Genomic DNA, 25253 nt, shown 5'->3' on the forward strand with positions numbered 1-25253 from the left:
ATCAGCCTATCCCGCATGTGTCGGGCTGCGGCTTAGCAGGATGCGCGCCTGTTCGGTATCGTTTCGTATGTCATCGCGCGCCATGTAGCCGTAGATCTGACGATTATCGATGTACTGTACGACATTGCTCTTCCGAGCGCTGTCGGAGAAAATCACATACTCGTGCCTGTCGGTTCCGTCCTGATAGTTGAGCAGCGGGATGACGTCGGTCCGGACGAGGTAGGTGCAATGGACCACCGGCATTTCGACGACACCTGTGATCCAGCGGTTCAACACCCAATCGTACTGGTCGCAATGACTGTAGTATCCCTGATCGTCGACCGCCGCATGGTAATTCGAGTAATAGCTTCCTCTCTCCACCGATCGTAGAAAGGGGGCCACGATGGGCAGCTGCAGCGCCACCAGTTCGCGAAGCGTGTTTGGGCGAATGAAATTGTCGACATCGGCCGTGAAGTAGAAATCGCATCCATGATGGATCGCCCGTTGAAGGCTTCTTTGACGGATGCGCCCCAGGACCCGGAACCGCGTCGCGTTCCACTCGTGCAATTCGTAGGTCTGAACGGGATCTTCGACGTCGCTGGCATCGAACTCGACGGCCGCATACTGAGCGCCGAATGTCTCGATCCACTGCGCCAGGATGTTCTCCGTCTCATCCGTATTGTTGTTGGTTCTTATATAAAGTACGATCTTGGATTTCGGATAATCCATATTTCTCAAGCAGTCGAGATAGAGCGGGAGCGCTGCGGCCATCTGCTTCGCCAATATCGCGACCAGCACGCGGGCATCTGCGGCGGCGGGTTTCAGCTCCCGCGCGGGGCCGATCTCGTACTGCTCAAGGAAATTCGGCGTCGCGCGCGAGCCCAGACGGGCGGCGGTCTTCTCGTCCTGGATCTTCGTCAACGACGCACGGGCATTGGCCTCGACCCGAGCGCGTTCCGACAGCGGGAGCCTGTTGTCCGCCAGAAGCTTCAGACAGGCCTCTAAGCATTCGCTATAATGTCCCGCCCAGTAAGCGTTGATGGCGAGCTTGTCCAATAAGCCGTAATCGTAGACCCATTTGGAAAGAAAGAGTCCGCCTGCGGGTTCGACGAGATGAGAACCCGCTTTGGCCGCAGCGAAGCCCTCTTCGTTGCGGCCGTGTCGAAAATAGAGGTCGCTGATGTGATAAAAGGCTTCCGCGCGAGTCCCGCAAACCGCTATGGCGCGTCGGTAGACGTCAGCGATCTCGTCGACGGGCCGGCCGAGACGATCCATGAGGTGGCCGGCTTCCAATAAACTGATGTACACCTCTTCGGTCCAATAACCCATCTCGCTCCGTGCGAGATAGGCATCCAGGGCCTTTTCGAGCTGATTGCTGTCTCGGTAACTTTGGCCAAGATAGAACGTATACCTTGACCGAAGGAAACTGTCGCTCTCGACATCGAGAGCGTCCTTCAATCTGCGGGCGTCGCGGCGATAAGTGTCCGGATCCTTTTCTCGGGCGCCGCCCGATGCGCCCGACGCAATGTGAAATCCGATGGCGTCTCCCGATGTGACGCCGTCCGGTGCCTCGATATACTCGTGCAGCACGCCCTTGTAGTAAAAATCTCTGTCGTTCGACATGATTTGAGGGCGCCAATATCTTATGCCGCCGCGTCGGATCTCGACGTTGTAATAATCATGGCTTAAAGACGCTTTGAATTTCCGCGGATCGAAACCGTCGTCGAAGGTCAGCGTTTCGTCCGCGTCCATGACGAAGGCGTATTCGACGACGTTCCGCGCTCTGAGATGGCGCAAAGCCGAGCTTCGATTTGTGGCAAAGTCCTGCCACGTCTCCTCGACGACGTCCCCAGACATGTGATTCCGATCGAGCCAGGAACGAATGATGTCCTGGGTGCCATCCGTCGATCCGGTGTCTGAGATGAGCACGTAGTCGATCAGAGGAAGCATGCTCTCGAGGCAGCGCTCGATCACGCGCGCCTCATCCTTGACTATCATGGACAAGCCAATTTTTGCCATGGTCCCGTTCTCTCCCGATCAAAGAGGCGAGCGGCTGACAAGAATTTTCAGTACCCCCGTCCGGACGCATGGCGCACATGAAAACCGGACTTCGTTGATATATTACAGATTTCAGGGCGCCGAAAAGACGCCTATGTTGCCATATCTTCGCCGGATAGTATAGCTCGCGCGGTGTAACATCAATCTGTCGGCAGGAACGATCTGGACCGAATCGTCCTGGCTCGAAAAGCCCGCATGGGGTGAGATCCCGATCTCGGAGGGCACAGAACCGCCCCTCGGTCAGGTGCCGGACGACGGGGCCGCGGACCGGCTGGGCTATGCCGACGTCTGGTCGACCAGCCGCTGAGGCCATCCCGGACGAGGTCGCAGGCCTTCCCGTGTCGCGAGGTGCTGCTGGATGCGACGGTCGGCGAGGGCTTCCGTGCGTGTGGGCGGTGTCTGCCCGCAGGCGTGAGGTGCGTCTGGCGCTGCCGAGGGAACGTCGCCGTCGGTCGGGACCAAGAATTACCATTCGGTATGCGCGCGGCCACGGCGCATCGAAGCCACCCGCGCAACACCGATGCCGCCCCCATGCGCACCGCTCGTGGTCTCCGTGGCGGTCCGGCACCGGAGCGGTTCGGGCGCCGGACGCATCTCGCCTCGCCCTGCGCGGCCCGCGCCGAACGTGGAGAGGCCGCAGCGGCGAGCTGCGGCCTCTCTGTTCCGGAGGGCGCCCGGAAAGGCGCCCTCCGCATGTCACCCCAGTCAGCTCGGCCGACCCAGATTGTTGAGCAGATCGGTCGGCGAGGACGTGTTCGAGGACGCGCCACCCGCCGTCGACCGGCTCGCTCCGAGCGAGGCGCTCGCTTGGGTCGTCGCGTCGCCCGAGCTTCCGCCGAGCCGGAACGCGTTCATGAGAGTCAGGATGTCTTGTTGCGCGGCCGTATCGCTGAGTAGGCCACTCACCGAGCCGTTGTTGGAGATCAACCGGCTGATGAGGTCTCCCAGCGATCTCAGGACATCCATGTCGGACACGCTCGAACCCTGAGTCGACTGTGCGAAGACCGGGTCCATCCCCGTGCTGACGGATCCCTGATCGATCACAGCTCCAGCGCCGCCGTTCGATCTCGTCGCATCCGCCGAGTCGTAACCATGGTGATGATCGTGACCATGGTGGTGGTGGTGATGGTGGCCTCCAGTGGCACCTGTCGCGCCCGTGCTGCCGGTCGAGCCGGTCGAGCCGGTGGCACCCGTCGAGCCGGTCGAACCGGTCGCTCCGGTGCGGCCTGTGGCTCCGGTGGCACCCGTCGAGCCGGTCGAACCCGTCGCGCCGGTGCGGCCTGTGGCTCCGGTGGCACCCGTCGAGCCGGTCGAACCCGTCGCTCCTGTGCGGCCCGTGGCTCCAGTGGCACCGGTCGAGCCGGTCGAACCCGTCGCGCCGGTACGGCCTGTGGCTCCCGTCGAACCCGTGGCGCCGGTCGAACCCGTAGCTCCCGTCGAACCCGTGGCGCCGGTCGAACCTGTGGCGCCCGTCGAACCCGTAGCACCGGTCGAACCCGTGGCGCCGGTCGAACCTGTGGCGCCGGTCGAACCTGTGGCTCCGGTCGAGCCCGTGGCGCCCGTCGAACCCGTGGCGCCCGTCGAACCCGTGGCGCCGGTCGAGCCGGTGGCACCCGTCGAACCCGTGGCTCCGGTCGAACCCGTAGCTCCCGTCGAACCCGTGGCGCCGGTCGAACCTGTGGCGCCCGTCGAACCCGTGGCGCCGGTCGAACCCGTGGCTCCAGTCGAACCCGTAGCACCGGTCGAACCCGTGGCTCCTGTCGAACCCGTAGCACCGGTCGAACCTGTGGCTCCGGTCGAGCCCGTGGCTCCGGTCGAGCCCGTGGCGCCCGTCGAACCCGTGGCGCCGGTCGAACCCGTGGCTCCCGTCGAACCCGTGGCGCCGGTCGAGCCGGTGGCGCCCGTCGAGCCCGTGGCTCCGGTCGAACCCGTGGCGCCCGTCGAACCCGTGGCGCCCGTCGAACCCGTGGCGCCCGTCGAACCCGTGGCGCCCGTCGAACCCGTGGCGCCGGTCGAACCCGTGGCTCCCGTCGAACCCGTGGCGCCCGTCGAGCCCGTGGCGCCGGTCGAACCCGTGGCGCCCGTCGAACCCGTGGCGCCCGTCGAGCCCGTGGCGCCCGTCGAACCCGTGGCGCCGGTCGAACCCGTGGCGCCGGTCGAACCCGTGGCACCCGTCGAACCCGTGGCTCCCGTGCTGCCGGTGGCTCCCGTGGCACCGGTCGCCCCCGTGCTACCGGTCGCGCCGGTGACGCCGACCACGCCGGTGATCGGGTACCCGCCATCGTTGGTGAACGTTACGCTCGTGCTTCCGGCCCCATTGGTGGCGCTCTGCGTGCCACCGCTGAATGCGACCTGCGCGGTGGTGATATTGATGCCCGTTCCCGTCGCATCGTAGATCGCGAATTGCTCATAAATCCCCTGGCCGAGCGCCGCGGAGAAGGAAAAGCTACCGCCCGTCGAGAAGGGATTCGGCGTATCGGCCACCGTAGATCCGAGCAGGATCCAGTTCCCATTCTGCCTGGCGTAGAAAAACAGCTGATCTCCGGCATCCGCTGTTCCGGAGAATGCAACGAGGCCGTCGCTTGAGGTTCCGGACAAGTTTTCGTTGGCCATTGCAATCTCCCTCGCTATGTCTCTTGCCCACCTTCAGTCTTGGTGGCGCCGGCCTCTCGAACAACGGAAATCAGATCTGTTTTCGCACAAGGCAGCGCATACGAGGCAGCATGCCAGCCCAGGGGATCCTCCTATCGCGAGACAAATTGGCCGAGCCATATGCCAGAGGTTATAATTCGTTAACTAAACACGCCGGACCCAAAACCGAATCACGGTCAGGCGGATGCGAAAGCAGATTTCACGAGGCGATCTGCGGACCCAGGAGGCGCCGAAGTCGAAAAGGTTAAGAAGTCTATAACCTGTGGCCTATTCCAGCCCGAACCGCGGGCCGGCATGATCGTGAGCGGCGGGCGCGCCCGCATGAGACGCACCGAGCAGGCGCCCCCTCAGGGTGCCTGCCCGAGCTTCGCATGACCCGATCAGACGACGTGGAGTCGCCATGCACCAGCGCCCGACACCCGCGGGGCCGCGTTCGGAGTTCGAGAGGTGAGCGTCTCAGACCGCGCGATGTCGCGCGAGGCGCAGGCGCGTATCATGGCGGTCGTGCGGGTCGCACACCACCATGGCGCTGACCTCGATCCCGCCGACTACCCGCGCGAGTCCGAAGGTCCGGTACCGGCGCCGGCCTCACTCGCGGCATGGGCAACGGCGTCCGGCCTTTGGGCCAGGGCGGTGCGCATGCGCCGGTCCCAGCTCATGCGGCTGGAACACGTCGGCCCCATCGTTGTGTTTCTTGCCGACGGGCATGCCGCCCTCATCACGCGCCGCGATCGTGAGCGAGGCGTCTGCTTCATCGAGGGACCGACGGGCCCCAGCGGCACCGGCATCGAGATCGACGAGCTGCGCCTTGAGCGGGTCTGGAACGGCGAGGCCCTTCTCGTCCGCCGCTCGCGCGCGACGACGGACGACGAGGCCGCCTTCTCGCTCGGTTGGCTCGCCAGGCTCGTCCTCACGGAGAAGCGCAATCTCCGCGAGATCCTGACCGCCTCCCTGGCGGTCAGCGTTCTGCAGATCCTGCCGCCATTCCTGGTCATGGCGGCACTCGACCGGGTTCTGACCCACAACACGGTGTCGACGCTCACGCTGATCACGCTCATGCTGGTCCTCGTGACGGTCTACGAAGCGCTGATCAGCTACGCGCGGCGCGAGATCGTCGAGGTGATGTCGACCCGGATCGATGCCCGTCTGAACGTTCACGTGTTCCGGCGCCTGCTGGCCTTGCCGATCGAGTTCTTCGAGCGATCCCCGACCGGCGAGACGACCCATAAAATCTCGCAGGTCTTCAAGATCCGCGACTTCCTGACAGGGAAGCTGGTCTCGACCGTTCTGGACCTGCTCACGCTCGTCGTCCTGCTGCCGTTCCTGTTCTACATGAGCGTGACCTTGGCGTGGATGGTGCTGGTCGCGTCCGCCTGTGTCGGGGGGCTCGTGCTGGCCTTCCTGCCGGCGATCCGGACCGTCTATGCGCGGCTGATCGCGGCCGAGATCCAGAAGGGCGGGACCCTGGTCGAGACCGTGCACGGGATGCGGACGGTCAAGTCGCTGGCGATCGAGGACGTGCGGAAGCGCGAATGGGACGAACGCGTCGCCGAATCGGGCAAGGCGCGGCTGGCGGCCGGCCGTATCGTCAACTGGGCGCAGACGCTCTCGCTGCCGCTCGAGCGCTTCATCGACCGGGGCATCCTCCTCTGCGGCGCGTACATCGTGGTCCTGGCCCCGGCGGGAACGACCGGCATCACCGCGGGCAGCCTGATCGCCTTCATGATGCTCGGCGGCCGCGTCGCAAGCCCGCTGATCAGCTTCGCCAAGCTGCTTCAGGACATCGAAGAGATCCGCATGTCGATCAGCCAGGTCGCGGAGGTGCTCAACCATCCGACCGAGACCGAGGCGGCACGGAGCGGCCTGCGCCCCCAATTCGCGGGACAGATAAGCTTCGAGGAGGTCGGCTTCCGGTACCCGGGCGCGCAGTCGGCGGCCTTGCGCGAGGTTTCCTTCAGCATCCCCGCGGGAACGATGCTGGGGCTGGTCGGCCGCAGCGGGTCCGGCAAGTCGACCATCGCGCGCCTGCTGCAGGGGATCAATCGCGACTACACGGGCCGGTTGAAGATCGACGGCTCGGACCTGCGCGAGATCAACCTCACGCACCTGCGTCGGAGCTTCGGCGTGGTCATGCAGGACAACTTCCTGTTCCGGGGGACGGTGCGCGAGAACATCATCGCCGGCCGGCCGGGCTTGACCTTCGAGGACGTGATCCGCGCCGCCCGGCTTGCAGGCGCGGAAGAGTTCGTCGAACGGCTGCCCCGCGGCTACGAGACCTGGATCGAAGAGGGCTCCGCGAACCTGTCGGGCGGCCAGAGGCAGCGGCTCGCGATCGCCCGCGCCCTGATCACGGATCCGAGATTGCTCATCCTGGACGAGGCGACCAGCGCGCTGGATCCCGAAAGCGAGGCCCTGGTGAACGCGAACCTCCAGCGGATCGCGAGCGGCCGGACCATGATCATCGTGTCCCACCGGCTCTCGTCCCTGATCCGTTGCGACCAGATCCTGGTGCTCGACAAGGGCAGTGCGATCGCCATCGGTCCCCATGACCATCTGGTCGAGCATTGCACGATCTACAAGCAGTTGTGGCAACAGCAGAATCGGCATCTGGAGGAGGCGCGTCCGTCCCCGATCTACCTGAGCGCCACCTGATCGGAGACCGCAGATTGCGCCGTTCGCTTCGGACGAACGCGGCGCCGGGTGGAGCAAGCCCTCAGGTTGTTCTGAGCCACGGCCATACGGAAACAAAGGCTCGCCGATGAGTAACTCTCTCACAAGCTGGTTCAATTTCCGGATCAGGCGCCTCTCGCCCGCGGAGGCGGATGTCGGTCCGGTCCTCCTGGAGTTCCAGTCTCCGACGGCGGCGCTCCTCGCGATGCCGGTTCAACCTGCGGCGCGCAGCATGCTCGGCATGGTCCTCACGCTCGTGATCGCCTCGGGCCTCATCCTGGCCACGTGTCCCGTCGACGTCGTGGTCACGGGCGGGGGGCGGATGGTGTCGACGAGCCCGACGATCGTCCTTCAGCCCTTGGAAACGTCGATCGTGCGCTCGATCAAGGTTCGCGAAGGCCAAGTCGTCCGCGCCGGCGAACTCCTTGCCGAACTCGATCCGACCTTCACCGGCGCCGACGCACGGGCCCTGGAGAACCAAGTTCTCAGCCTTCAGGCGGAGGTGGATCGGCTGACGGCGGAGAGCACGGGATCGCCGTTCCATCCGTCCTCGGCCGACGCCGCGACCGTGATTCAGGTCGCTCTCTACGGACAGCGACAGGCCCAGTACCGGCACCAGATCGAGAGCTACGATCAGAAGATCAGAGGTTTGGAGACGCAGCTCGCGCGCGCGGATCTCGACGCCAAGGCGTTCGGCGAGCGCGCGGAGATCGCCGGGATCCTCGAATCGAAACGCCTGCAGCTGGAGCGCCTCCAAGTCGGCAGCCAGATGAATCGCCTGGTCGCTCAGGACCAGCGCATCGAGATGCAGAGGAACCTGAAGGATGCGACCGCGTCCGCGGGCCGGGCCCGGAACGACCTCAATCAGATGATCGCCGAGCGGGATGCCTTCTCGCAGCACTGGAAATCGCAGATCAGCCAGGAGATCACCCTGCGGCGCCGCAGCCTCAACGAGGCCCAGGAAGGCCTGCGGAAGGCGACCCTCCGTCGACAGCTGGTCAATCTGGTGGCCGAACAGGACGCGATCGTCCTGAATGTCGCCAAGGTGTCGGTCGGTTCGATCCTGCAATCCGGCGAGCAGCTCATCACCCTGGTGCCGCGGGACACGCCCCTGGAAGTCGAGACGCGCATCGCGGCCGACGAGGCGGGTTACGTCCATCCCGGACAGAAAGTCAGCGTGAAGTTCGATACGTTCCCCTTCGTGCAGTACGGCATGGCGGACGGCGTCGTGAAGAGCGTGAGCGCCGACAGCTTCACCGGGCAGCAGGAGACGCAGCGAAGCAGTGTCGGCGGGCAGGCGGCCAACGGCGTCTGGTTCCGCGCGCGCGTGGAACTGACCGCGATCAAGCTTCACGGACTGCCCGATAACTTCCACATGACCGCCGGTATGCCCGTGACGACCGATGTGATGGTCGGGGATCGAACGATGCTCAAGTATCTGTTCGCCCGCCTGCTGCCCGTCGGACTTGAAGGGATGCGGGAGCCGTGAATAATCGCCACTCTTCGGAGGCGTGCGGCGGATGAAGATCGTCGACAGGTTCCTGGCTCCGGCTTCTCCGACCGCGCGGCTCAGGCTCGGCCTCAGCCTGCTGGAGAGCGGCCGGTTCAAGGACGGCGTCGCTCAGATCAGCCGGGCGGCCCAGGGCGGCTTGCCGGACGCGCAGTTCCACCTCGGGCAATGCTACCTGGACGGGACGGGCGTCCCCGAGAGCATCACCGAAGCCGTCCGCTGGATGACCGCCGCGGCAGAAGGCGAGCATGCGGAGGCACAGTTCAAGCTCGCGTTGCTGTGCATGCGCGGCGATACCGGGATGGCGGAGCAGAGGTCTTCGCTCACGGACGAGTTGGCCTTCGACCGCGCAGACGAGCGAAAGCAATCCGATCCCGTCTCCGCCATCCTCTGGGCGCGACGGGCCTCCGCCAACGATTCGCGCGAAGGGCAGGCCCTGCTCGGCTACATTCTGACGGCGGGCCCGAACGCCCTGCGCGACGAAGCCGAGGGGGAACGCTGGTACATGGCGTCGGCCAGGGCCGGCTGTCCGCAGGGGCATCTCGGCCTGGGACTGCTGCGTTTGCGGAAGCAGACGCCCGAGGACACTGCGCTGGCGGTCGCCGAGATCGAGAAGGCGGCGGCGGCCGGCTTGGGGGATGCGTTGTTCCTCCTCGGTGCGCTCACGCATGCGGGCATCGGCGTGCCGAGAAGTGCGGAGCGCGCCGTCGAGCTCTACGCGCGGGCGGCCGAGGGCGGCATCGTCGCCGCCCAAACGAGCTTGGGTCTCGCACTGCTCAATGGCGACGGCGTCGAGCGGAATCCGATCCTGGGGGAGACGTGGCTCAGACGCGCGGGTCTGGCCGGAGACGCACACGCCGCCGCGCTGGTCGGGCACCTGCACGCCAGAGGTGGCGATCTGGCGCCCAATTTCGCCGAAGCGGCGCTCTGGCTCGAGCGCGCGGCAAAGGCCGGCTATGCCGGCGCGGCGCGAACGCTGAGCCAGCTCTACCAAGTCGGCCTAGGCGGCGCTCAGGACCCGGACAGGGCCGCGCACTGGCTGCGGGAGGCGGCCAACCTCGGCAGTGAAGTCTCCCAGGTCGATCTCGGAAATCTGATCCTCGCCGGTGAGGGCGCGCCCGGCGACGATGTGCGGACCCGCCACTGGTTTGAGCGCGGCGCCAGGCAGGGCAATCTGGCGGCGGCCTTCAACTTCGGCATCTGTCTGTCGCACGGCATCGGCGGTGGATACGACGAGGCGCAGGCGGCCCTGTGGCTGCGCAAGGCGGCCGAGGAGATGCCGATCGCCCAGTTCTGGTACGGTCGGATGATCGCCGAGGGCCGAGGAGTCGTCGGCGATGCCGTGGAGGGCCGGACCTGGATCGCGCGCGCCGCCGAAGGCGGCGTCGCGGAGGCGCAGGCGATGCTGGGCGAGATGATGGTCAACGGCCGAGGGGGCCCCGTCGACCGCGTCCAGGCCTTCCATCTGTTCGAGCGCGCGGCCGAGAGCGGGCATGTCGGGGCAATCTATGCTCTGGCCGCCATGCTCGACGGCGGGTACGGTCTGAAACCGGACTTCCCCCGTGCGTTGAGCCTGTTCAGAGCAGCGGCGGAGGCAGGACATGCGGATGCGCAACTGGCTGCAGGTCGCTACCTGGCCCGCGGGCTCACGGGCTCGAAGGACGAGGCCGAGGCACGGCGCTGGTTCGAAGCGGCACGCGGGCAGGGTGTCCGCGAGGCTGCCGCGGAACTCGAACAGCTCGATCAAATCAGCTTTCCGAAACGCGACGACAGTGGAGCCGCTTTTTTCGCGGCTTAATTATACTTTGACATCGCGGCCTTATCGGCCTAATAAGGCCACGTATCTCACATGTTCCTTAGTTCTGCTCGGCGCGATCCTGATGCGACCTGCCGAGGCGGACATGTTGCGGAGACAAGCGATGAGTGGCTGGGTCGTAAAAATTACGAAGGCCGGGAATTTCACTGCGCCGAAGCTTTACGCGGTCGCGGAGGCGGATCCGCGCCGGGCGCTGTACCTCGTCAACAAAGCCGCCGACGGGGCGCCGCCAGCCGATCGCGTCGAGACGGTCGGCGAGCTCTCGCCGGATGCGGTTCACAATCTCGGGCTTGGGCCCGAAGAGATCCGTGACGTGACGGCCAATCCGCCCGCTCACTGACCGGCCCACGGCCGCACCATGGCTTGCAGGCCACGCATCGGCCGGTGAACCTGCTCGAAGCACCGTTCACGGGATCCGGAGCAGCCGGATCCCGTGCGCGCGCGTCGGCGGCAGGGCGATGACCCGGACGCTCATGCGCCGCGATGCCGGAGATGATCCGGCTGATCGTTCGCTGCGGCGCACGGGCGGTGTCCGGTTGCAACGCGCACGATCCACAACGGTGAAGCTGTGACGGGCGCGGCGTGCCCCCTCTCCCGTCCAGAGGAGGGGACCCGCGTCTCATCCGGACGACACAGCAGCCTCGTGAAATGTGCCGTGCGCACCGCGATCGGGCAGGATCCGGACGCCTGCCGCGGCCTCGAACGTCATGTGCGAGGGCAGGGGCGCCCAAGCATCCCCGCGCCCACCGGATATCGACCGGGGCGATGCCATCATGCGTGAGGGGGCAAGGCTCAAGTGTCGGACCCACCCTCGCGCCGCCCCGTGCCGGCCGACGCATCTCCCACCCGGAACGAACCAGAGCGTCCAGTCCTCAAGGCCGAAGTCCCCCTCCGCGCGACTGACGACGGGCATCGGCGCCGCGTGTGACGGCCGGTTCGGTCCGCGCTCAAACGCAAACGATTGTCAGGACCTCGGGACAAAGGACTGAAAATTCAGATTTTACAGACAATCGCGATATACAGATTCATATCGCGACTTGAATACAATCTTCTGTCGATGAAAATAGTTGACCCACCGGGAAACCGCTCCATTCTCATGGCCGCGAACCGCAGACGGCGACCGAGACTGTAACCTGCTTCCGATCCACGAGGCACGCCCTCATGCGTCAGATGAAGCACATCATCGATGGGCTCACCCGACCCGCCGGCGGCAACTGGATTTTTGCAGCCGCCTTCGGCGCCGTTCCGATCCTCTATCTGATCCCCGCAGCAAGCCGCTTTTATGTGAACGAGCACGCCGTCTTCGCGATCATACCCTGGTGCGCGAACAGCCTCTTCCTGGCCATCCTGCTCCGTATACGCCGGGAAGCATGGCCGCCGGCGATCGCGACCGCCGCGGCCGCCAACTTCGCCGCCCACCTGTTGATCGGCAAATCGATTCTGGCGACATCCGGCATCGTCATCGCGGACTTGTTCGAAATCTGCGCGACGGCGGCACTTTTCAGGCAGATAAACCGCGGAGCAAATTGGTACTTATCAGTCAAAACCATCCTCCTTCTTACGGTCTTCAGCTCGCTCGCCTGCCTGCTGAGCGCGGCGTTCGAATTCGCCTGGATCAGTCTCCTTGTTCCCGCAACGGAGCGGCCGATAATCCAGGCCCGGTCTTTCACCGAAGCCCTCGACTTGCTCGTAGCGCTGCCTTTGGTGCTGAGCTGGACTGAACGGTCTCTTCTGGAAAGGCTCAACCCCCGGAAATTATCTCAGATCGCCGTTCTGACGATCGCGAGTGCGGCCGCCAGTTACGCTCTGCTGGTGTCTCACACGCCGTTTCTTTTTCTCGCGATACCGCTGTTGCTGTTGGCAACGCTCAGCGGCGGATTGTTGGGCAGCAGCGCGGCGGTCTTCGGTGTGTCGCTCGCCGTTCGATTGTTCACCTTCAACGGACCGGCGGCCCTGAGCGCGGCCAAGGGCGCTGCGAGTGCCGAATTGCTGATCATCTACAATTTGTTCGTCCTCACGGCCCTCTTATCGGCCATCCCGTTGGGCGTGCTTCTCGCCCGACTTGAAAACGCGGCCCACCGCTTGCGTGAGGCGGGCGCGGCGGCCGACCGCGCGCGTGAGGAAGCCGAAGCGGCACGTGACAAGGCCGAGACCGCGGGCCGGGCGAAGAGCGATTTCCTGTCCGTCATGAGCCACGAGCTTCGAACGCCCATGACCGGCGTGCTCGGCTTGGTGGACCTGCTCGCGAAGGAATCCCTGACGGACAATCAGAAAATAAATCTCGATCTCGTCAGGCAATCCGGCCATCATCTTCTGAGTGTGATCAATAACATTTTGGATTTCTCAAAGATCGAGTCCGGAAAATTCGAAATCGAGTCCACGATCTTCTCGGTGAGATCTCTCTTCGATGAAGTATGCGCGACGACGCAGCCGCTCTGCCACGCCAAAGATATCGCGTTCAAGGAAGACTATTCCGAACGTATCCCAGCTTGCGTGATCGGTGATCCGACCAAGATCCGGCAAGTCTTGCTGAATTTCGTCGGAAATGCGATAAAATTCACACATCATGGAACGATCAGGATTATCGCAACCCATCGCTCGATCAATGAAAACAAGCTCTTGCTCCGGATCGAGGTGCAAGACAGCGGCATCGGCATCGCTGAAGAGAATCAAGCGGAGGTTTTTACGGCCTTCACACAGGAAAATAAATCGACAGCGCGACGCTATGGAGGGAGCGGCTTGGGACTGGCGATCTCCAGACGTCTCGTCACCGCGATGGGCGGAACGATCGGTTTTACCAGCTCGCCCGGTTCCGGCAGCCGCTTCTGGTTTGAGATCCCCCTTCTTGAGCATGACGGATCTGACGTCGTGGCCCCCATCCCATGCAGGCCATCGGATCTGCAGCCGCGCCGCATCCTCGTGGCCGAGGATATTCCGCTGATCCGCAGTATCATCCGCTCGATGCTGGCATCGGATCGTCATACCCTGATCTTCGCCCAGGATGGCGCCGAGGTTGTCGAATTGGCCAAGCAGGGTTGCTTCGATCTGATCCTGATGGATGTCCAGATGCCGGTCATGGACGGTGTCGAGGCGACGCGGGCGATCCGGCGCCTCGAGGGCCCGGAAAGGACCCTGCCGATCATAGCGCTCACGGCCAACGTCTACGAGAGCGAGCGCAGGCGCTACCTGGAAGCCGGAATGAACAGCTGCATCGCGAAGCCGATCGATTGGGGTTCGCTGAACGCATCCATTGCTCACTACACGGCGAGAAGGCGAAATCTCGTGAGCGGCAGCGCGGTCTCGCCGACGCCTCCACCTCAGCAGTCCGATCTGCTCGACGATCGTAAACTTCAGTCCTTGCAAAAGAGACTGGGTAGCGAGCTCGAATCCCTTCTGCTTCAGGCACTCCGAAATGCCCATGGCACCTGTGCCTATCTCGACCGCACCGATGCCAGCGGGAAGGCGAAAGCGAAGGAGGTCCATGCGCTCAAAGACATGGCCGGCATGCTCGGGCTCTCAGGGATGCAGCGTCTTTGTCTCGGGTTGGAGATCGAGTTGGGATGCGATCAAAGCATCGGCACCATTAACGCCGATCTGCGCGCGATGATCACGTCGACCCGGGCAGCCCTCGTCCGAAAGAATTTCCTGACCGAACCGGAATTCGCCGCGCAAACAGGATTGTGATACGGCGGTTGCGGACAGCATTGTTGCCAGTATCTCGCGCCGTTGCGGGTGGCGCAGCGCGCATCGCCGAAGCCCGCGGGAGGAAATCCGCACACGCGGTCTGTGCGGGGCGCCCCCCGCTCGCGGAGCCGCTCATCTTCGGCGCCCCGCATTGTGCGGCTCGGGCGGGCAACGTCCGGCTGCCACGCAACCACCTGCAGAGCGGCACATCGCGCCGAAGGCACCGGCAAGGTCTCCGGGGTCGCACGCGGCATGAACGAGAGCTCTGATGACATCCGGTTGTCGCGCGACGATTCGATCGCCGATCCGCCAGGTACGCGGACACTGAACACGCATCGCAGATCGTCAGACTGTCAATATTGCAAATAATAAAGCCGCATCCTGCGACCGGTCGAATCAGAAGCGCTGCTCCTGCAATCCGACAACCGAACGGACATTGGCGTAATTTGCCAGCTCGGTCCGATTAGAGAGAGACAACTTCTGAAATATATTATACAAATGAATCTTGACTGTCCCCTGCGAGATATTGGCCTCTCGCGCGATCTGTTTGTTCGTCAGACCTCTTGCAACGAGCATTGCGATCTCGCGTTCGCGCGCCGTCAGGTTCCGCGTGCCACCGTCCCCGTCCTCGCCATGGTGTCGATCATAGGATTGGCCTTGGCGTTGGATATGGCCCCCTTCAATCCAATCCAGAAGGTCGTCGCTGGCGGAGTCTTTGTGAAAGATCGCGATCGCACCGCATTCCGAGGCCGTGGCAAACTCTTCACGAGCGACTGAGCCGGTCAGGACAATGAACTGCGTCTCTGAACCGGCCTGCCGCGCAGCCTGGATGACCTCGACACCTGACAATTTCGGCATCTGCACATCGAGACACGCGAGATCGGGCTGCAGTTCGAGGATCACCTTCAATGCCGTTTCGCCCTCGCAGCAGGTGGCCACGACATCGAGATTGTTGACCTGCCGGAGCAGGGCGGCCAATCCAGCGAGGACCACCGGATGATCATCCGCGATTATGATACGACGACCGGGGGAACAAGCCATAACGCGTCTCAATACGCCTGCTGTTGCGATCCAGTTATTCTCCGATACGTGAGATCAATTTTTGCCGTATAAAATTCCTATTGAGCAGCGCGACTTGCGGACTCGCCGTCATTCAGCATCGTCTTTAAAATCGACACTCTCAAGCTCACAATCAATCATTCAAATCCGACCGCGAAGATATGATACGTAAAACAACTCCATCGACGGCTCAATTTATGACACATCGACATACGATATGCATCTTCACGCCGCGAAGCCGGAAAGAGCAACATAGATAGACAATATCTCTTTATAGATGCGCCAATATTGAAAGCTCTGTCGGTATAATTGTATTTAATAGCGGAATTTCGAAGGATTCATCTGTACAGACGGGCAAAACAGGTGTCAAGATTGATTTCTGGCGATGCATATAGGTTAATATTTTGACGATCCGCCGCGGCGAACGGCTCTGCCGGCAGGCCGGTCTTCCGCGGCGCGATCGCGACTGTGATACCGTTCCGACGCGGCGGCGTGACGGACACGCGAGGCGTTTCCGAACGCGTTGCGATGAATCGCGGCCCAGGCGCGGCGGGTCCGGACTTGCGCAACGGGCTCCTCTCCCGGGCGGCAGAGGGCCGGGGCGCGGGACGAGACGCTTCAGGACCGAGCGCCGTCGACGCGCGCCGGACTCGGTCGAGATTGTGCTCGTCGCCCCTGCCGCACGGAGCTATAGACCTTCCCGCACGGTGGCATAATGCTCCGGATCACGGCGGCTGCCGTCATCGCCTATGAAGAGGCGAGTGCGATCCCCGCTCAACGCTGAGCCTTAATGGAAGCGGCCGCTCGGATCGGACGCGGTCATGCTCCGCGCAAGCAGTACACCGGCCTGCATCAGGGCCTGCCGCAAAACCGGCAGCATCTCCTTGGCATGATCCTGCTCAATGAGCCCATGGGCTATCAGCAGGTGGTCGGCCACGAGTTCCAAGGCTGAGCCCGGTGGCGTCGTCGGGCTCACGGGCGGCGGCACGAAGCGCGCCAGCGTGCCGAAGGCACCCAACGGTTCCGAACCGCTCACGGCGATCTCCGTGACCGAGCCGAGATAGCCGAGGAAGGTGCGGCCGGGCGGCCCGAACGAGGGGACGGCCCCGATCATCGCCCAGGCGTAGCTTCCGTCCGCACGGCGCAAGCGTAGGCGCAGGCTGTACTCGCACTGCTGATCGCGAGCCTCGCGCAGGAACGTGACCGCAACCTCATGGTCGTCGGGAAGCACACAAGCGAACCAGCCATGCTCGACGGCCTCGGCCGCCGCCTGGCCGGTGAAGACCGTCCATTCGGGACTGACGTAGCTCACGCCCCCGTCCGCCTTCGTGACGAAGATCATCTAGAACGCTCCTCGGCTTCTGACTCGCATCGGCGCGGAAGCCCGAGCGCCAATCCCCAGACCCACCGAATTCAACTGGAGCGATACTTTTACTTTTCAACCGAGCTCGTTGATTTTAGTCAATTCGTGATCGCGGAACATACATCTTCGATCTAAGGTTTTGCTGATGACATGAGAAAATTTGACGAGCCCGATTGGGCGACGCTGCACCGGCTCGCTGATGCTCTCGGCGTCCCTGTCGAGCGATTCTTCGCCGAGAAGCCGCCTGCTGGCGAAGCCGCGAGCACGGACGAATGCCTGCGCCTGTGGTTCAAGATCGAGACGGAGGAGGGACGACAACAAGCGTTGGTAGCGCTGCGAGGCGTTGCGGAGAGAGAAGAGCCATAGCAACCGGTGAATCCCGACGGCGGATATGGGCCGCCGAACACATCACCGAGCGCGTTCCGCCCAAAAAGCGTGCGCCGCCGCCGATCCTCCGGCCCGGCGTGGATCATGTGGCCGCGCTGGCAGAAGGCCGCGAGGCTGGCATCGGCGTTGTTCGAGGTGTCGTGATCGCGGTGTGCGACGGCCAAATCCGTCCGGGTCCAGCGGGCAAGGATGTCGGCTTCTGCCGCGACCCGGAAGCGGCGACCCCGTCCATCGCGCCACCGGCCGGCTTCCGCGCCCCACACGCGACCATCCAGCGACCATCGCCGAGGGGGTAGACCATCCCCGCCCGTATGACCGCCCTTATGGCCTCCCCCAGCCCTTACGGCAGTCTTCCGCCTGCCCCAACCGGCTCACGTCCGAGAGCTGGGCCCAGCCGATGGGGTTGAAAAAGCGATGCTCAGGCCGGATCGGCACAGCGGGGCTGAAAATCCGGTGCGGGGCCTAAGCTGCGGCGAGCCGGCCCACCCATCCTGTAGCCATTTGGCCACAGCCGCCCGGCAACGTGCCGGCGGAATGCAACCAAAGCGCCGGCGAGATGTTGTGGCGCCCGGATGAGGATCGAGCGGCATATCTCCCAAATCTAACTCATTTTTACAGACAGTTTACTATGCCGCCCTGCCTCGTCGCCCAATGGTGTGCCCATAAAACTACAGCTATTTTCGGCACGAACCGGTAGCCATACATCCAGATCGAAATTTGGACCTTACCTCATGACCAAGCTCCTGGCCTCGCTGGCTGCCTTCACCGCTCTGACCGCTGCCGCCTCGGCCGCCGACCTGCCGCGCCGCGCCGCCCCGCCGCCGGTCTTCACCCCCGTCCCGGTCTTCACCTGGACCGGCGCCTATTTCGGTATCAACGCCGGCTACGCCTTCGACGCCAGCGACCGCAACACCGGCAACACCTTCGCCGTGCCGTTCCCCTACGCCGCTCCCGGCACCGTCGCCTCCTTCCGCAACCGCAGCCAGGACGGCTTCTCCGGCGGTGGCCAGATCGGCTACAACTGGCAGCTGACCCCCGGCTCCGGCGTCGTGTTCGGTATCGAGGCGGATGCCCAGTACCTCGACTTCGGCCGTAACCGGAACAACGCCTTCGTCGCCGGCGCGCTGGCCCCCGGCTACTACGTCACCGACCCGCGCGGCCTCTCCAGCCTCGACTTCTTCGGCACCGTCCGCGGCCGCCTCGGCTACGCCTTCGACCGCACCCTCGTGTACGGCACCGGCGGCTTCGCCTACGGCTCCGGCAGCGCCGACCGCTCCTTCGGCGGCTACGCCGGCAACGACAGCTTCCGCACCGGCTGGGCCGTCGGCGGCGGCGTCGAGTACGCGCTCCCCACCGACTCCTTCCTGAACTTCTTCCGCTCCTCGGCCGTGACGCTCAAGGTCGAAGGCCTGTACGTCAACCTCGACCGCAACACCCGCAACCAGGGCGCGTTCGTCATCAACGCCGCCAACAACTTCCCCGTCGTCTACAGCGGCATCGGCCGCCGTTCCGACGAGTTCGCCGTCGTCCGCGCCGGCCTGAACTACAAGTTTGGCTCCTACTAAGATCCGGTCGCGCTGCTCCCGGCGGCTGTGCCGGGAGTTGCGGCGGCGGGCGAGGGGTCGTTGGTCCTCCTCATCGCCCTCTGCCGCCGAAGAGCAGCCGATCGGCTGACCTTCGCATCCCCAGCCCGATCAAACTGGCCGCGAGGTCGGCGACACCCTGGGAGCTCCCGCTCCTGGGGTGTTTCTCGTTGGAGCCCCTGGCCGGGCAGCGCGGCCCTCCGATGAGGCGTGACCATCGCCGGCTCACGCCGACCGGCGTTGGAACGAGAGCGTCCCTCCCCGCGTATGGGGGGCGATCCTGCTGTGGACGAGATCGCTGGTGCGGGTCCTGAGCCGCCGTCCTTTCTGACGCGGTAACCATGCCAGGCCTATCAGCCACATCCCCGAGGCCGCGAGGCAGGTGCATGCATGGGCGATGATGTGGCTGCGATCCTTTTGACCCTCGCGACCGAGAACGTCGAACTGCGCGAGCAGCTCGCCACCGCGCAGGACATGCTGATGGAGACAGCCGTCGATGCCGGGCAGCTCCATGCCCGAATTCAGGATCTGCAGGCCGAATGCGATGCGTGGCGGGCTGAGGCCGAGCGCCTGGAGGCTCGGGCCCTTCGTAGAGCCTGAAGGGTCAGGCTATGGCCCAGAACAGCGGCAGCGCGCCTGCCAGGAAGAGGGCTGAGGAGAGGAGCACGGCAAGGCGCTCGCGATGGTAGAGGACGAAGGCGTGAGGGCTGGCGAACATGGCGACATTGGATCGGACGGGGAGAGATCACGTACGCCCCTGAACCTTGACGGATCGAGGGCGCTTCGCGCTGTCCACAATTGATGGCCGATCCCTGTCGCTGCCGAGCCACATCCTTTTGGATGTGCTCGGACGCACCCTACGGAGGCCGGGCCGAGCGTAATGCGTCCTCGTGGCTGCTATCGCCCCCTCAGCGGCCCGATCCAGCGGCGCAGTGACCTTCCGGGTTGCTGCGCCGTTGTCGCCCCAGGCAGCCCGCAGAGCCGCCGGCATTCCGTGCGAGCCGCCTCTATCCGCCGGACAAGGGCGGCCGCGCGATCCACGAGGCCGACGCCCTTGGCGCAGTTCGGACCGGCATCCATCCGCACAAGCGGCACCGCCAAGTCCCGGCTCAAACCTTTCGCACGAAGGTCACCGGCAGGAGCGGCGTGAAGTGATCTCGGCATACGCGATCCAGCGGGATCACGGCACGAGGCCAGATCGCGCCATGAGGATGACGGGGGTACTGACGGCGCCCTCCGAGAAGGTCAGCGCTCAATCCGGGACGCGGCGCTGCCGCCTCGATACCGCCGGGCTCTTCCATTGGCGTCCGGGTCTGAAGGTCCCCAACCGGGGCATCACGGTCGGCAGCTTCGACCGAGCGCCGAACTTGTCGCGCCTCCGCGGCGGCGATTACCTCGACCGCGGCGATGACGTTCTTCAATGCAGCGATCTAGTGAAGGGCGCTCCCGGTCGGCACTCCCTCATGCTCGGCCATCGGCACAGGAGGAGCGCACGCTGCTGCGCCTTCAGGCGTTCACGCAGGGCGTTGAGCCTGTCGGGCATGGGCGGGCTGCAGCCCCTCCCTGTCGGACGCCTCGCACCGCATCCCGTTCCTCAGCCCCGGCGCCGCTCCTGCCGCCACAGGGCGATTGCGATGCGCCGCGCCTCATAGGTTCGCCGGAGCAGCGTCCCGAGCCCGCCCTGGCCCTCCGGGGCATAGGCGTATGACAGAACTCCATCAGGCCCGTAATTCCGAAGCATCTCGGCACGCCACAGACCGTCCGCCGCCGCGAGCGCGGACTCCGTGAGGGCGAGGCGGGCGGGGTCCGAAGACGGCGAGGGCTGAGCGATCATCTCATTCAACGCGCCGTTCGGGCGAGTGATCCAACCAAGCCATCTCGACACCTTGAGGGGTGCGCTCCTACCCGTGAAGTCGGCGCCACACCCTCGTGACCGCTGCTCTCGTAGAGTCGGCCTCGGCTGCGCAGTCGCCGGACGCCGCCGTCAACGGTTGCCACCGGATCCCGTGCCGGACCTCCAGCAAGCCGAAGGCCGATCCGACCGGTTGCCCCCTCGGCAGCCCTTCGACGGGCCCGTATCCACAATCGGCCTGTGTGGACCACTTTTACCTTTGGGATGCATCTCTTCGCACCCGGTGGCGCCCAAACGCGCCGGGGCCGCGGATCGCCCTCTCCGCCGGAGTCGGGTCCATCCCTCCAGGCTGGCTTAGAGCGCGCGACGGATGCCCGGTCCTGCGGACCTGCGCGTGCCCTTTGCCGTTCCGCTTGCGGACGGCGGGCATCGGATATCCTCACAGCTGGGGCCGATTTGGGACCGGCTGCTGCTGAGGAGCTTGTCGGGCGCTCACGCCAAGGCACGAAGGCCTTGTTTTTCCGAGGAGATTTGTTGGCGCGCCAAGCGGAACGAAACTGCGAACACCTATATCATTGAAATTACAAGATAATCTTTCAGGATACCCCGCCGCACCACCACGCAGAACCTTACATCGGCATAGGACCTAATCGGGGCGCAACCGATTGCTCTAAACCAGATTAGGTGGATGGCTCCGCGTAATTACCCACGCCCTTGCGCGGGACGGATTTCGCTGATTCTCTCGTGAGATGAGCCGCAGCGACCTCGAACGGCTGAGCCGCGAAGAGCTGATCGAGCTGGTGCTGCGTCTGCAGCGGCCAGAGAAGACGTCGCGCACCTCGTCCAAACCGCCCGCGACCGATCGCAAGGAGCAGCGGGAGCACTCCAAGCCGGGCGGCGCCAAGCCCGGTCACGAGGGTCACAGCCGCGTCGTGAGCGACGATCCCGATACGCTCGTCGAGCATCGTCCCGAGGCGTGCGCGTGCTGCGGCGCCAGCCTGCACGCCGCTCTTCCGGCGCACATCGTCAGCGTCTGCGAGCGGATCGAGCTGCCCGCGGTGGCGCCGATCGTGACGCAGCACCGCCGGCTCGCGGTCCGTTGCCCGCGCTGTGGGGAGCGGGTGGTCGCACCGGTGCCGGAGGCAGCGCGCGGCACGCCCTTCGGCCCACGGCTGCATGCGGTGGCGACGTACCTGAAGACCTTTCAGGCGCTCTCATACGAACGGTTGCAGGCAGCGCTTGTCAGGCGACACGGCAAACTGACCCCCTGACGCCATGAGGACCTGACCCCCTCGATGAGCGAGGAGGTCGAGATGATCAGGAACGAAGATCAGGCTCTTCAGCGGACAGACGATCCGCGGAGGGCCGAGATGAAGACGCCGGACGACGTATCGGCGATGGTGCGGCTGAAGGCGCTGGGCTGGGGTGCCAAGCGGATCGCGACCGAGCTCGGCTGTTCGAAGAACACGGTCAAGCACTGGCTCCGTCAGGGTGATTGGCGCCCCTCTAAAACGCCTTCACGATCGAAGCGGCTCGACGGCTTGACGGACTGGTTGGCCGAACGGTTCCGGCAGCATGCCGGCAACGCCGACGTCGTGCGCCAGGACCTCGCCAACGAGAAGGACATCCACGTCAGCCTGCGCACCGTGGAACGGGCTGTGGCGCCGTTGCGGCGGGACCTGGTGATCGCCGCGCGGGCGAGCGTGCGGTTCGAGACGCGGCCAGGCGAGCAGATGCAGATCGACTTCGGCGAGCGGCGGATCGAGATCGGCGGTGTGCCAACCCGGGTCTCGCTGTTCGTTGCGACGCTCGGTTACTCGCGTCGACTGCACGTGCGCGCCTTCGGCCACGAGCGGCAGGAGGACTGGTTCGCCGGATTGGAGAGCGCCTTCCAGGCCTTCGGCGGTGTGCCGCGTGAGGTGCTGCTCGACAATGCCCGCGCCCTGGTCCTGCACCATGACCCGATCAGCCGCGAGGTCATCCTGCATCCGCGGTTGCACGCCTTCTCCCGGCATTGGGGCTTCCGGGTGCGGGCCTGCGCCCCGTACCGGGCGCGCACGAAGGGCAAGGACGAGCGCGGCGTTGGCTACGTCAAAAGGAACGCTGTAGCCGGCCACCGCTTCGCGAGCTTTGCCGCCCTGGAGGCGCATCTCGATGCCTGGACGCGGGATGTGGCCGACCGGCGCGCGCACGGCACGACCGGTGAGGCGCCGGGCGCGCGGTTCGCCCGGGACGAGGCCCGGGCGCTGCAGCCCCTGGCGGGCGTGCCGCCGTTCTCCGCCGCACGCGATCTCGTGCGCCGGGTCGGGGCAGACTGCGCGGTCAGCGTCGACGGCAACGCCTACTCGGTGCCGTGGCGGCTGATCGGCGAGCGGGTTCGCGTCACCGTGAGCGGAGCGGTGGTGCGCGTCCACCACGGCGGACGTGAGGTCGCCGTGCACGCCGCGTTGAAGGGGCGCCACGGCCGTGTCGTCGACGATGCCCATCTGGCCGGGCTTGTGGGTAGCCGAGAGCGACCGGCTCACCGGCTCGACCCGTCGCCCATCATGCCGCCGGCGCTGTTGCGGCCGCTGGCCGAGTACGAGGCGGTCGCCGGGGGAGGCTTCTGATGGACCATGACCACCTCACCCTGCTGCTCGACCGCCTGAAGCTGACGGCCATGCGCGATCAGCTCGATAGCCTGATCGACGAGGCCGGCCGGGGCGAGCTGACGATCCGTGAGGCGCTGACCCTGTTCTGCGAGCGTGAGGTCGCTCGGCGTGACCAGCGCCGCATCGACATGGCCTTTGGTCTGGCTCGCTTCCCCTTCGTGCGGGACCTGACCGGCTTCGACTTCGGCGCCCAACCCTCGCTGGACAAGGCGCAGATCCGTGAACTCGCCACCGGCCGCTTCATCGCCAATGGCGAGGCGGTGCTGTTCCTCGGGCCGCCCGGCGTGGGCAAGACGCACTTGGCGGTGGCGATCGGGCGCGCGGCGATTGTGGCCGGCTATGGCGTGCTGTTCACCCCGGCCACGACGCTCGTGGCGCAGCTGGCCAAGGCGCATGCTGAGGGTCGGTTGGAGGAGCGGCTGACGCACTACGCCAAGCCGAAACTGCTGATCATCGACGAGCTCGGCTATCTGCCGTTCGAGCCGGATGCCGCGCATCTGTTCTTCCAGCTCGTCAGCCGCCGCTACGAGCGGGGCGCGATGCTGGTGACGTCGAACCGAGCGGTAGGCGAGTGGGGGAGCGTGTTCGGCGATGCGGTGGTGGCCACCGCGATCCTCGATCGGCTGCTGCACCACAGCCACGTCGTCACCATCCGCGGCGACAGCTACCGGCTTCGTGAGAAGCGTCGCAGCGGCCTCCTGCAAAAGGCGGCTGCGGTCCCCCAACCCACACCCGTCTAGGCGTGTGAAATTAGCATAGGGGTCAGATCCTCATGACGCGAAGAGGTCAGTTCCGGATGTCGCTTGATAGCGCTCTCCGACCTGTTCGGCCTCACGCTCAGCCAGGGCGGGCTGATGAACCTGCTCCGGCGCGCGCAGGGCTGCTTCCGTCCGGGTCGCGACGCGGCCATCGCGATGCTGCGCAAGGCTGAGGTCGTCGCCTGCGACGAGACCGGCGTGCGCATCGAAGGCTCGAACGCTTACCACTGGCTGTTCCACTCGGCGCGAGCCGTGGTGCACACCGCCTCGCCGACGTGCGGCGCTGTCGTGGTGCGGGAGATGATGGACGGGCACCGAACCGGCGGTGTGGATCTCGGATCGCTACACGGCCCAACAAGGCCATGCCGATGAGCACCAGACCTGCTTGGCGCATCTGGCCCGCGATGTTGCCTACGCTGTCGAGGTCAGTGACGATCCCGTGCCCTGGCGCCTGCAGCTCTGGCTGGGAAGCGTGTTCGCCCTGGCCGGGCGCGTCACCGACTTGGCTGCCGCGACGCTCTCGGCCAAGCGCCGGAGCCTGGATCGGCAACTCGGTGCCATCCTGGCCACGCCGAGCCGCTGTGACCTGACCCGCGACCTGCAGGCCAAGATCAGCCGCGCGCGCGACCAACTCCTGGTGTTCCTCGACTATCCCGGACAGGTCGAGCCGACCAACAACGGCTCCGAGCGGCTGCTTCGTCCGGCCGTCGTGCAGCGGAAGGTGACCAACGGCTACCGCGCCATGTGGGCGGCTGACGGCGAGGCCGCCATCCGCACCGTCGTCGACACCGCCCGAATCACAGGCAGCAGCCCCTTCAGCACCGTCCTCAAAACCATCGGTGCCTGAACCCTGCCATCACAGGCCTGGGTAATTACGGCTCCGCGCCCGCCGACGGTATCCAAGCGCCAAGATGTGGTTGCTGTCGGTGCAGCAACACCAACTTAGGAGCATCGCCATAACGGTAATTTCCGTCGCCATAAATCTGGCCAACCGCATTTTCGCAAGAGCTTGAGAACACTTCCTATTACCCACATCCGAGCGATGTCCGCATGTGCGTGGAACCGACCGTAATGTCGGCGAGTCCGGCGAAGCCGCTATCCCAGGTTGGCATTATCGTATATGCGACCGGCGAGTTCGTCCTCCTATCAATACCGCTCGACAGCCTCTATGGCGCACCTCATCCTTCGGGAAATTAGGTGATCATCAGCGAATCATGCAGGAGCAGATCGC

Annotated in this window: 16 protein-coding genes and 2 pseudogenes; 11 read left to right on the forward strand and 7 right to left on the reverse strand. The window is 64.9% G+C overall.

Features of this window, described 5'->3' with window-relative positions:
* Positions 1 to 6 precede the first annotated feature (6 nt).
* Both MCBMB27_RS03975 and MCBMB27_RS30475 read right to left on the reverse strand, forming a co-directional pair.
* A complete protein-coding gene (locus MCBMB27_RS03975; protein ID WP_075379920.1) occupies positions 7 to 1998 on the reverse strand; it encodes a glycosyltransferase family 2 protein in 1992 nt (663 codons plus the stop codon).
* A 744-nt stretch (positions 1999 to 2742) separates the two neighbouring features.
* Entirely contained in the window at positions 2743 to 4521 is a 1779-nt protein-coding gene (locus MCBMB27_RS30475) for a collagen-like protein (protein WP_236952891.1), read from the reverse strand.
* 636 nt (positions 4522 to 5157) lie between these two features.
* Here MCBMB27_RS30475 and MCBMB27_RS03985 point away from each other — a divergent pair.
* The 5 genes from MCBMB27_RS03985 (at position 5158) to MCBMB27_RS04005 (ending at position 14369) form a co-directional block, all read left to right on the forward strand.
* Positions 5158 to 7341: a peptidase domain-containing ABC transporter gene (locus MCBMB27_RS03985; protein ID WP_051044930.1), complete on the forward strand. Its 2184-nt coding sequence runs from the start codon at positions 5158 to 5160 to the stop codon at positions 7339 to 7341.
* Between the two features lie 106 nt (positions 7342 to 7447).
* Positions 7448 to 8848, forward strand: a complete 1401-nt coding sequence (locus MCBMB27_RS03990; protein WP_075379921.1) for an HlyD family type I secretion periplasmic adaptor subunit — start codon at positions 7448 to 7450, stop codon at positions 8846 to 8848.
* A gap of 31 nt (positions 8849 to 8879) precedes the next feature.
* Positions 8880 to 10667 (forward strand): tetratricopeptide repeat protein, encoded by a 1788-nt coding sequence (locus tag MCBMB27_RS03995; RefSeq protein ID WP_075379922.1) that lies wholly within the window; start codon positions 8880 to 8882, stop codon positions 10665 to 10667.
* Positions 10668 to 10788: 121 nt separating this feature from the next.
* Positions 10789 to 11025: a hypothetical protein gene (locus MCBMB27_RS04000; RefSeq protein ID WP_043354299.1), complete on the forward strand. Its 237-nt coding sequence runs from the start codon at positions 10789 to 10791 to the stop codon at positions 11023 to 11025.
* An 821-nt stretch (positions 11026 to 11846) separates the two neighbouring features.
* Positions 11847 to 14369: a hybrid sensor histidine kinase/response regulator gene (locus MCBMB27_RS04005; RefSeq protein WP_075379923.1), complete on the forward strand. Its 2523-nt coding sequence runs from the start codon at positions 11847 to 11849 to the stop codon at positions 14367 to 14369.
* Positions 14370 to 14765: 396 nt separating this feature from the next.
* On the opposite strand, the gene MCBMB27_RS04010 is transcribed toward MCBMB27_RS04005, so the two are convergent.
* The 3 genes from MCBMB27_RS04010 to MCBMB27_RS29410 all read right to left on the reverse strand — a co-directional run bounded on the left by MCBMB27_RS04010 (position 14766) and on the right by MCBMB27_RS29410 (position 17160).
* Complete coding sequence (locus MCBMB27_RS04010; RefSeq protein WP_075379924.1) at positions 14766 to 15410, reverse strand: response regulator; 645 nt, start codon at positions 15408 to 15410, stop codon at positions 14766 to 14768.
* An 805-nt stretch (positions 15411 to 16215) separates the two neighbouring features.
* Positions 16216 to 16770 (reverse strand): PAS domain-containing protein, encoded by a 555-nt coding sequence (locus MCBMB27_RS04015; protein ID WP_043354302.1) that lies wholly within the window; start codon positions 16768 to 16770, stop codon positions 16216 to 16218.
* Positions 16771 to 16866: 96 nt separating this feature from the next.
* Complete coding sequence (locus MCBMB27_RS29410) at positions 16867 to 17160, reverse strand: hypothetical protein (protein ID WP_159020297.1); 294 nt, start codon at positions 17158 to 17160, stop codon at positions 16867 to 16869.
* A 749-nt stretch (positions 17161 to 17909) separates the two neighbouring features.
* On the opposite strand from MCBMB27_RS29410, the gene MCBMB27_RS04020 reads away from it, so the two are divergent.
* The gene (locus tag MCBMB27_RS04020; RefSeq protein WP_043756327.1) at positions 17910 to 18743 is read left to right on the forward strand and encodes an outer membrane protein; all 834 of its coding nucleotides are present in this window, start codon (positions 17910 to 17912) and stop codon (positions 18741 to 18743) included.
* Positions 18744 to 19151: 408 nt separating this feature from the next.
* Positions 19152 to 19361 carry a hypothetical protein gene (locus tag MCBMB27_RS04025; RefSeq protein WP_043382471.1) on the forward strand — a complete coding sequence of 70 codons (210 nt, stop codon included), beginning with the start codon at positions 19152 to 19154 and terminating at the stop codon, positions 19359 to 19361.
* Positions 19362 to 19870: 509 nt separating this feature from the next.
* Here the strand turns inward: MCBMB27_RS04025 and MCBMB27_RS30355 are convergent.
* Both MCBMB27_RS30355 and MCBMB27_RS04030 read right to left on the reverse strand, forming a co-directional pair.
* Positions 19871 to 20182: a hypothetical protein gene (locus MCBMB27_RS30355; protein ID WP_162494519.1), complete on the reverse strand. Its 312-nt coding sequence runs from the start codon at positions 20180 to 20182 to the stop codon at positions 19871 to 19873.
* Between the two features lie 173 nt (positions 20183 to 20355).
* Positions 20356 to 20604 (reverse strand): hypothetical protein, encoded by a 249-nt coding sequence (locus tag MCBMB27_RS04030; protein ID WP_418287724.1) that lies wholly within the window; start codon positions 20602 to 20604, stop codon positions 20356 to 20358.
* 758 nt (positions 20605 to 21362) lie between these two features.
* Here MCBMB27_RS04030 and MCBMB27_RS04035 point away from each other — a divergent pair.
* The 4 genes and pseudogenes from MCBMB27_RS04035 to tnpC form a co-directional block, all read left to right on the forward strand.
* Positions 21363 to 21854, forward strand: a pseudogene (locus MCBMB27_RS04035) (IS66 family transposase zinc-finger binding domain-containing protein); the annotation flags it as partial.
* 129 nt (positions 21855 to 21983) lie between these two features.
* Positions 21984 to 23222, forward strand: a complete 1239-nt coding sequence (istA, locus tag MCBMB27_RS04040) for an IS21 family transposase (RefSeq protein WP_075381867.1) — start codon at positions 21984 to 21986, stop codon at positions 23220 to 23222.
* Entirely contained in the window at positions 23222 to 24004 is a 783-nt protein-coding gene (gene istB, locus MCBMB27_RS04045) for an IS21-like element helper ATPase IstB (RefSeq protein ID WP_170861908.1), read from the forward strand. The genes istA and istB overlap by 1 nt, the downstream gene beginning before the upstream one ends.
* A gap of 69 nt (positions 24005 to 24073) precedes the next feature.
* A pseudogene (gene tnpC / locus MCBMB27_RS04050) lies at positions 24074 to 24869 on the forward strand (IS66 family transposase); the annotation flags it as partial.
* Positions 24870 to 25253 lie beyond the last annotated feature (384 nt).

The organism is Methylobacterium phyllosphaerae (assembly GCF_001936175.1).
GTDB lineage: Bacteria > Pseudomonadota > Alphaproteobacteria > Rhizobiales > Beijerinckiaceae > Methylobacterium > Methylobacterium fujisawaense.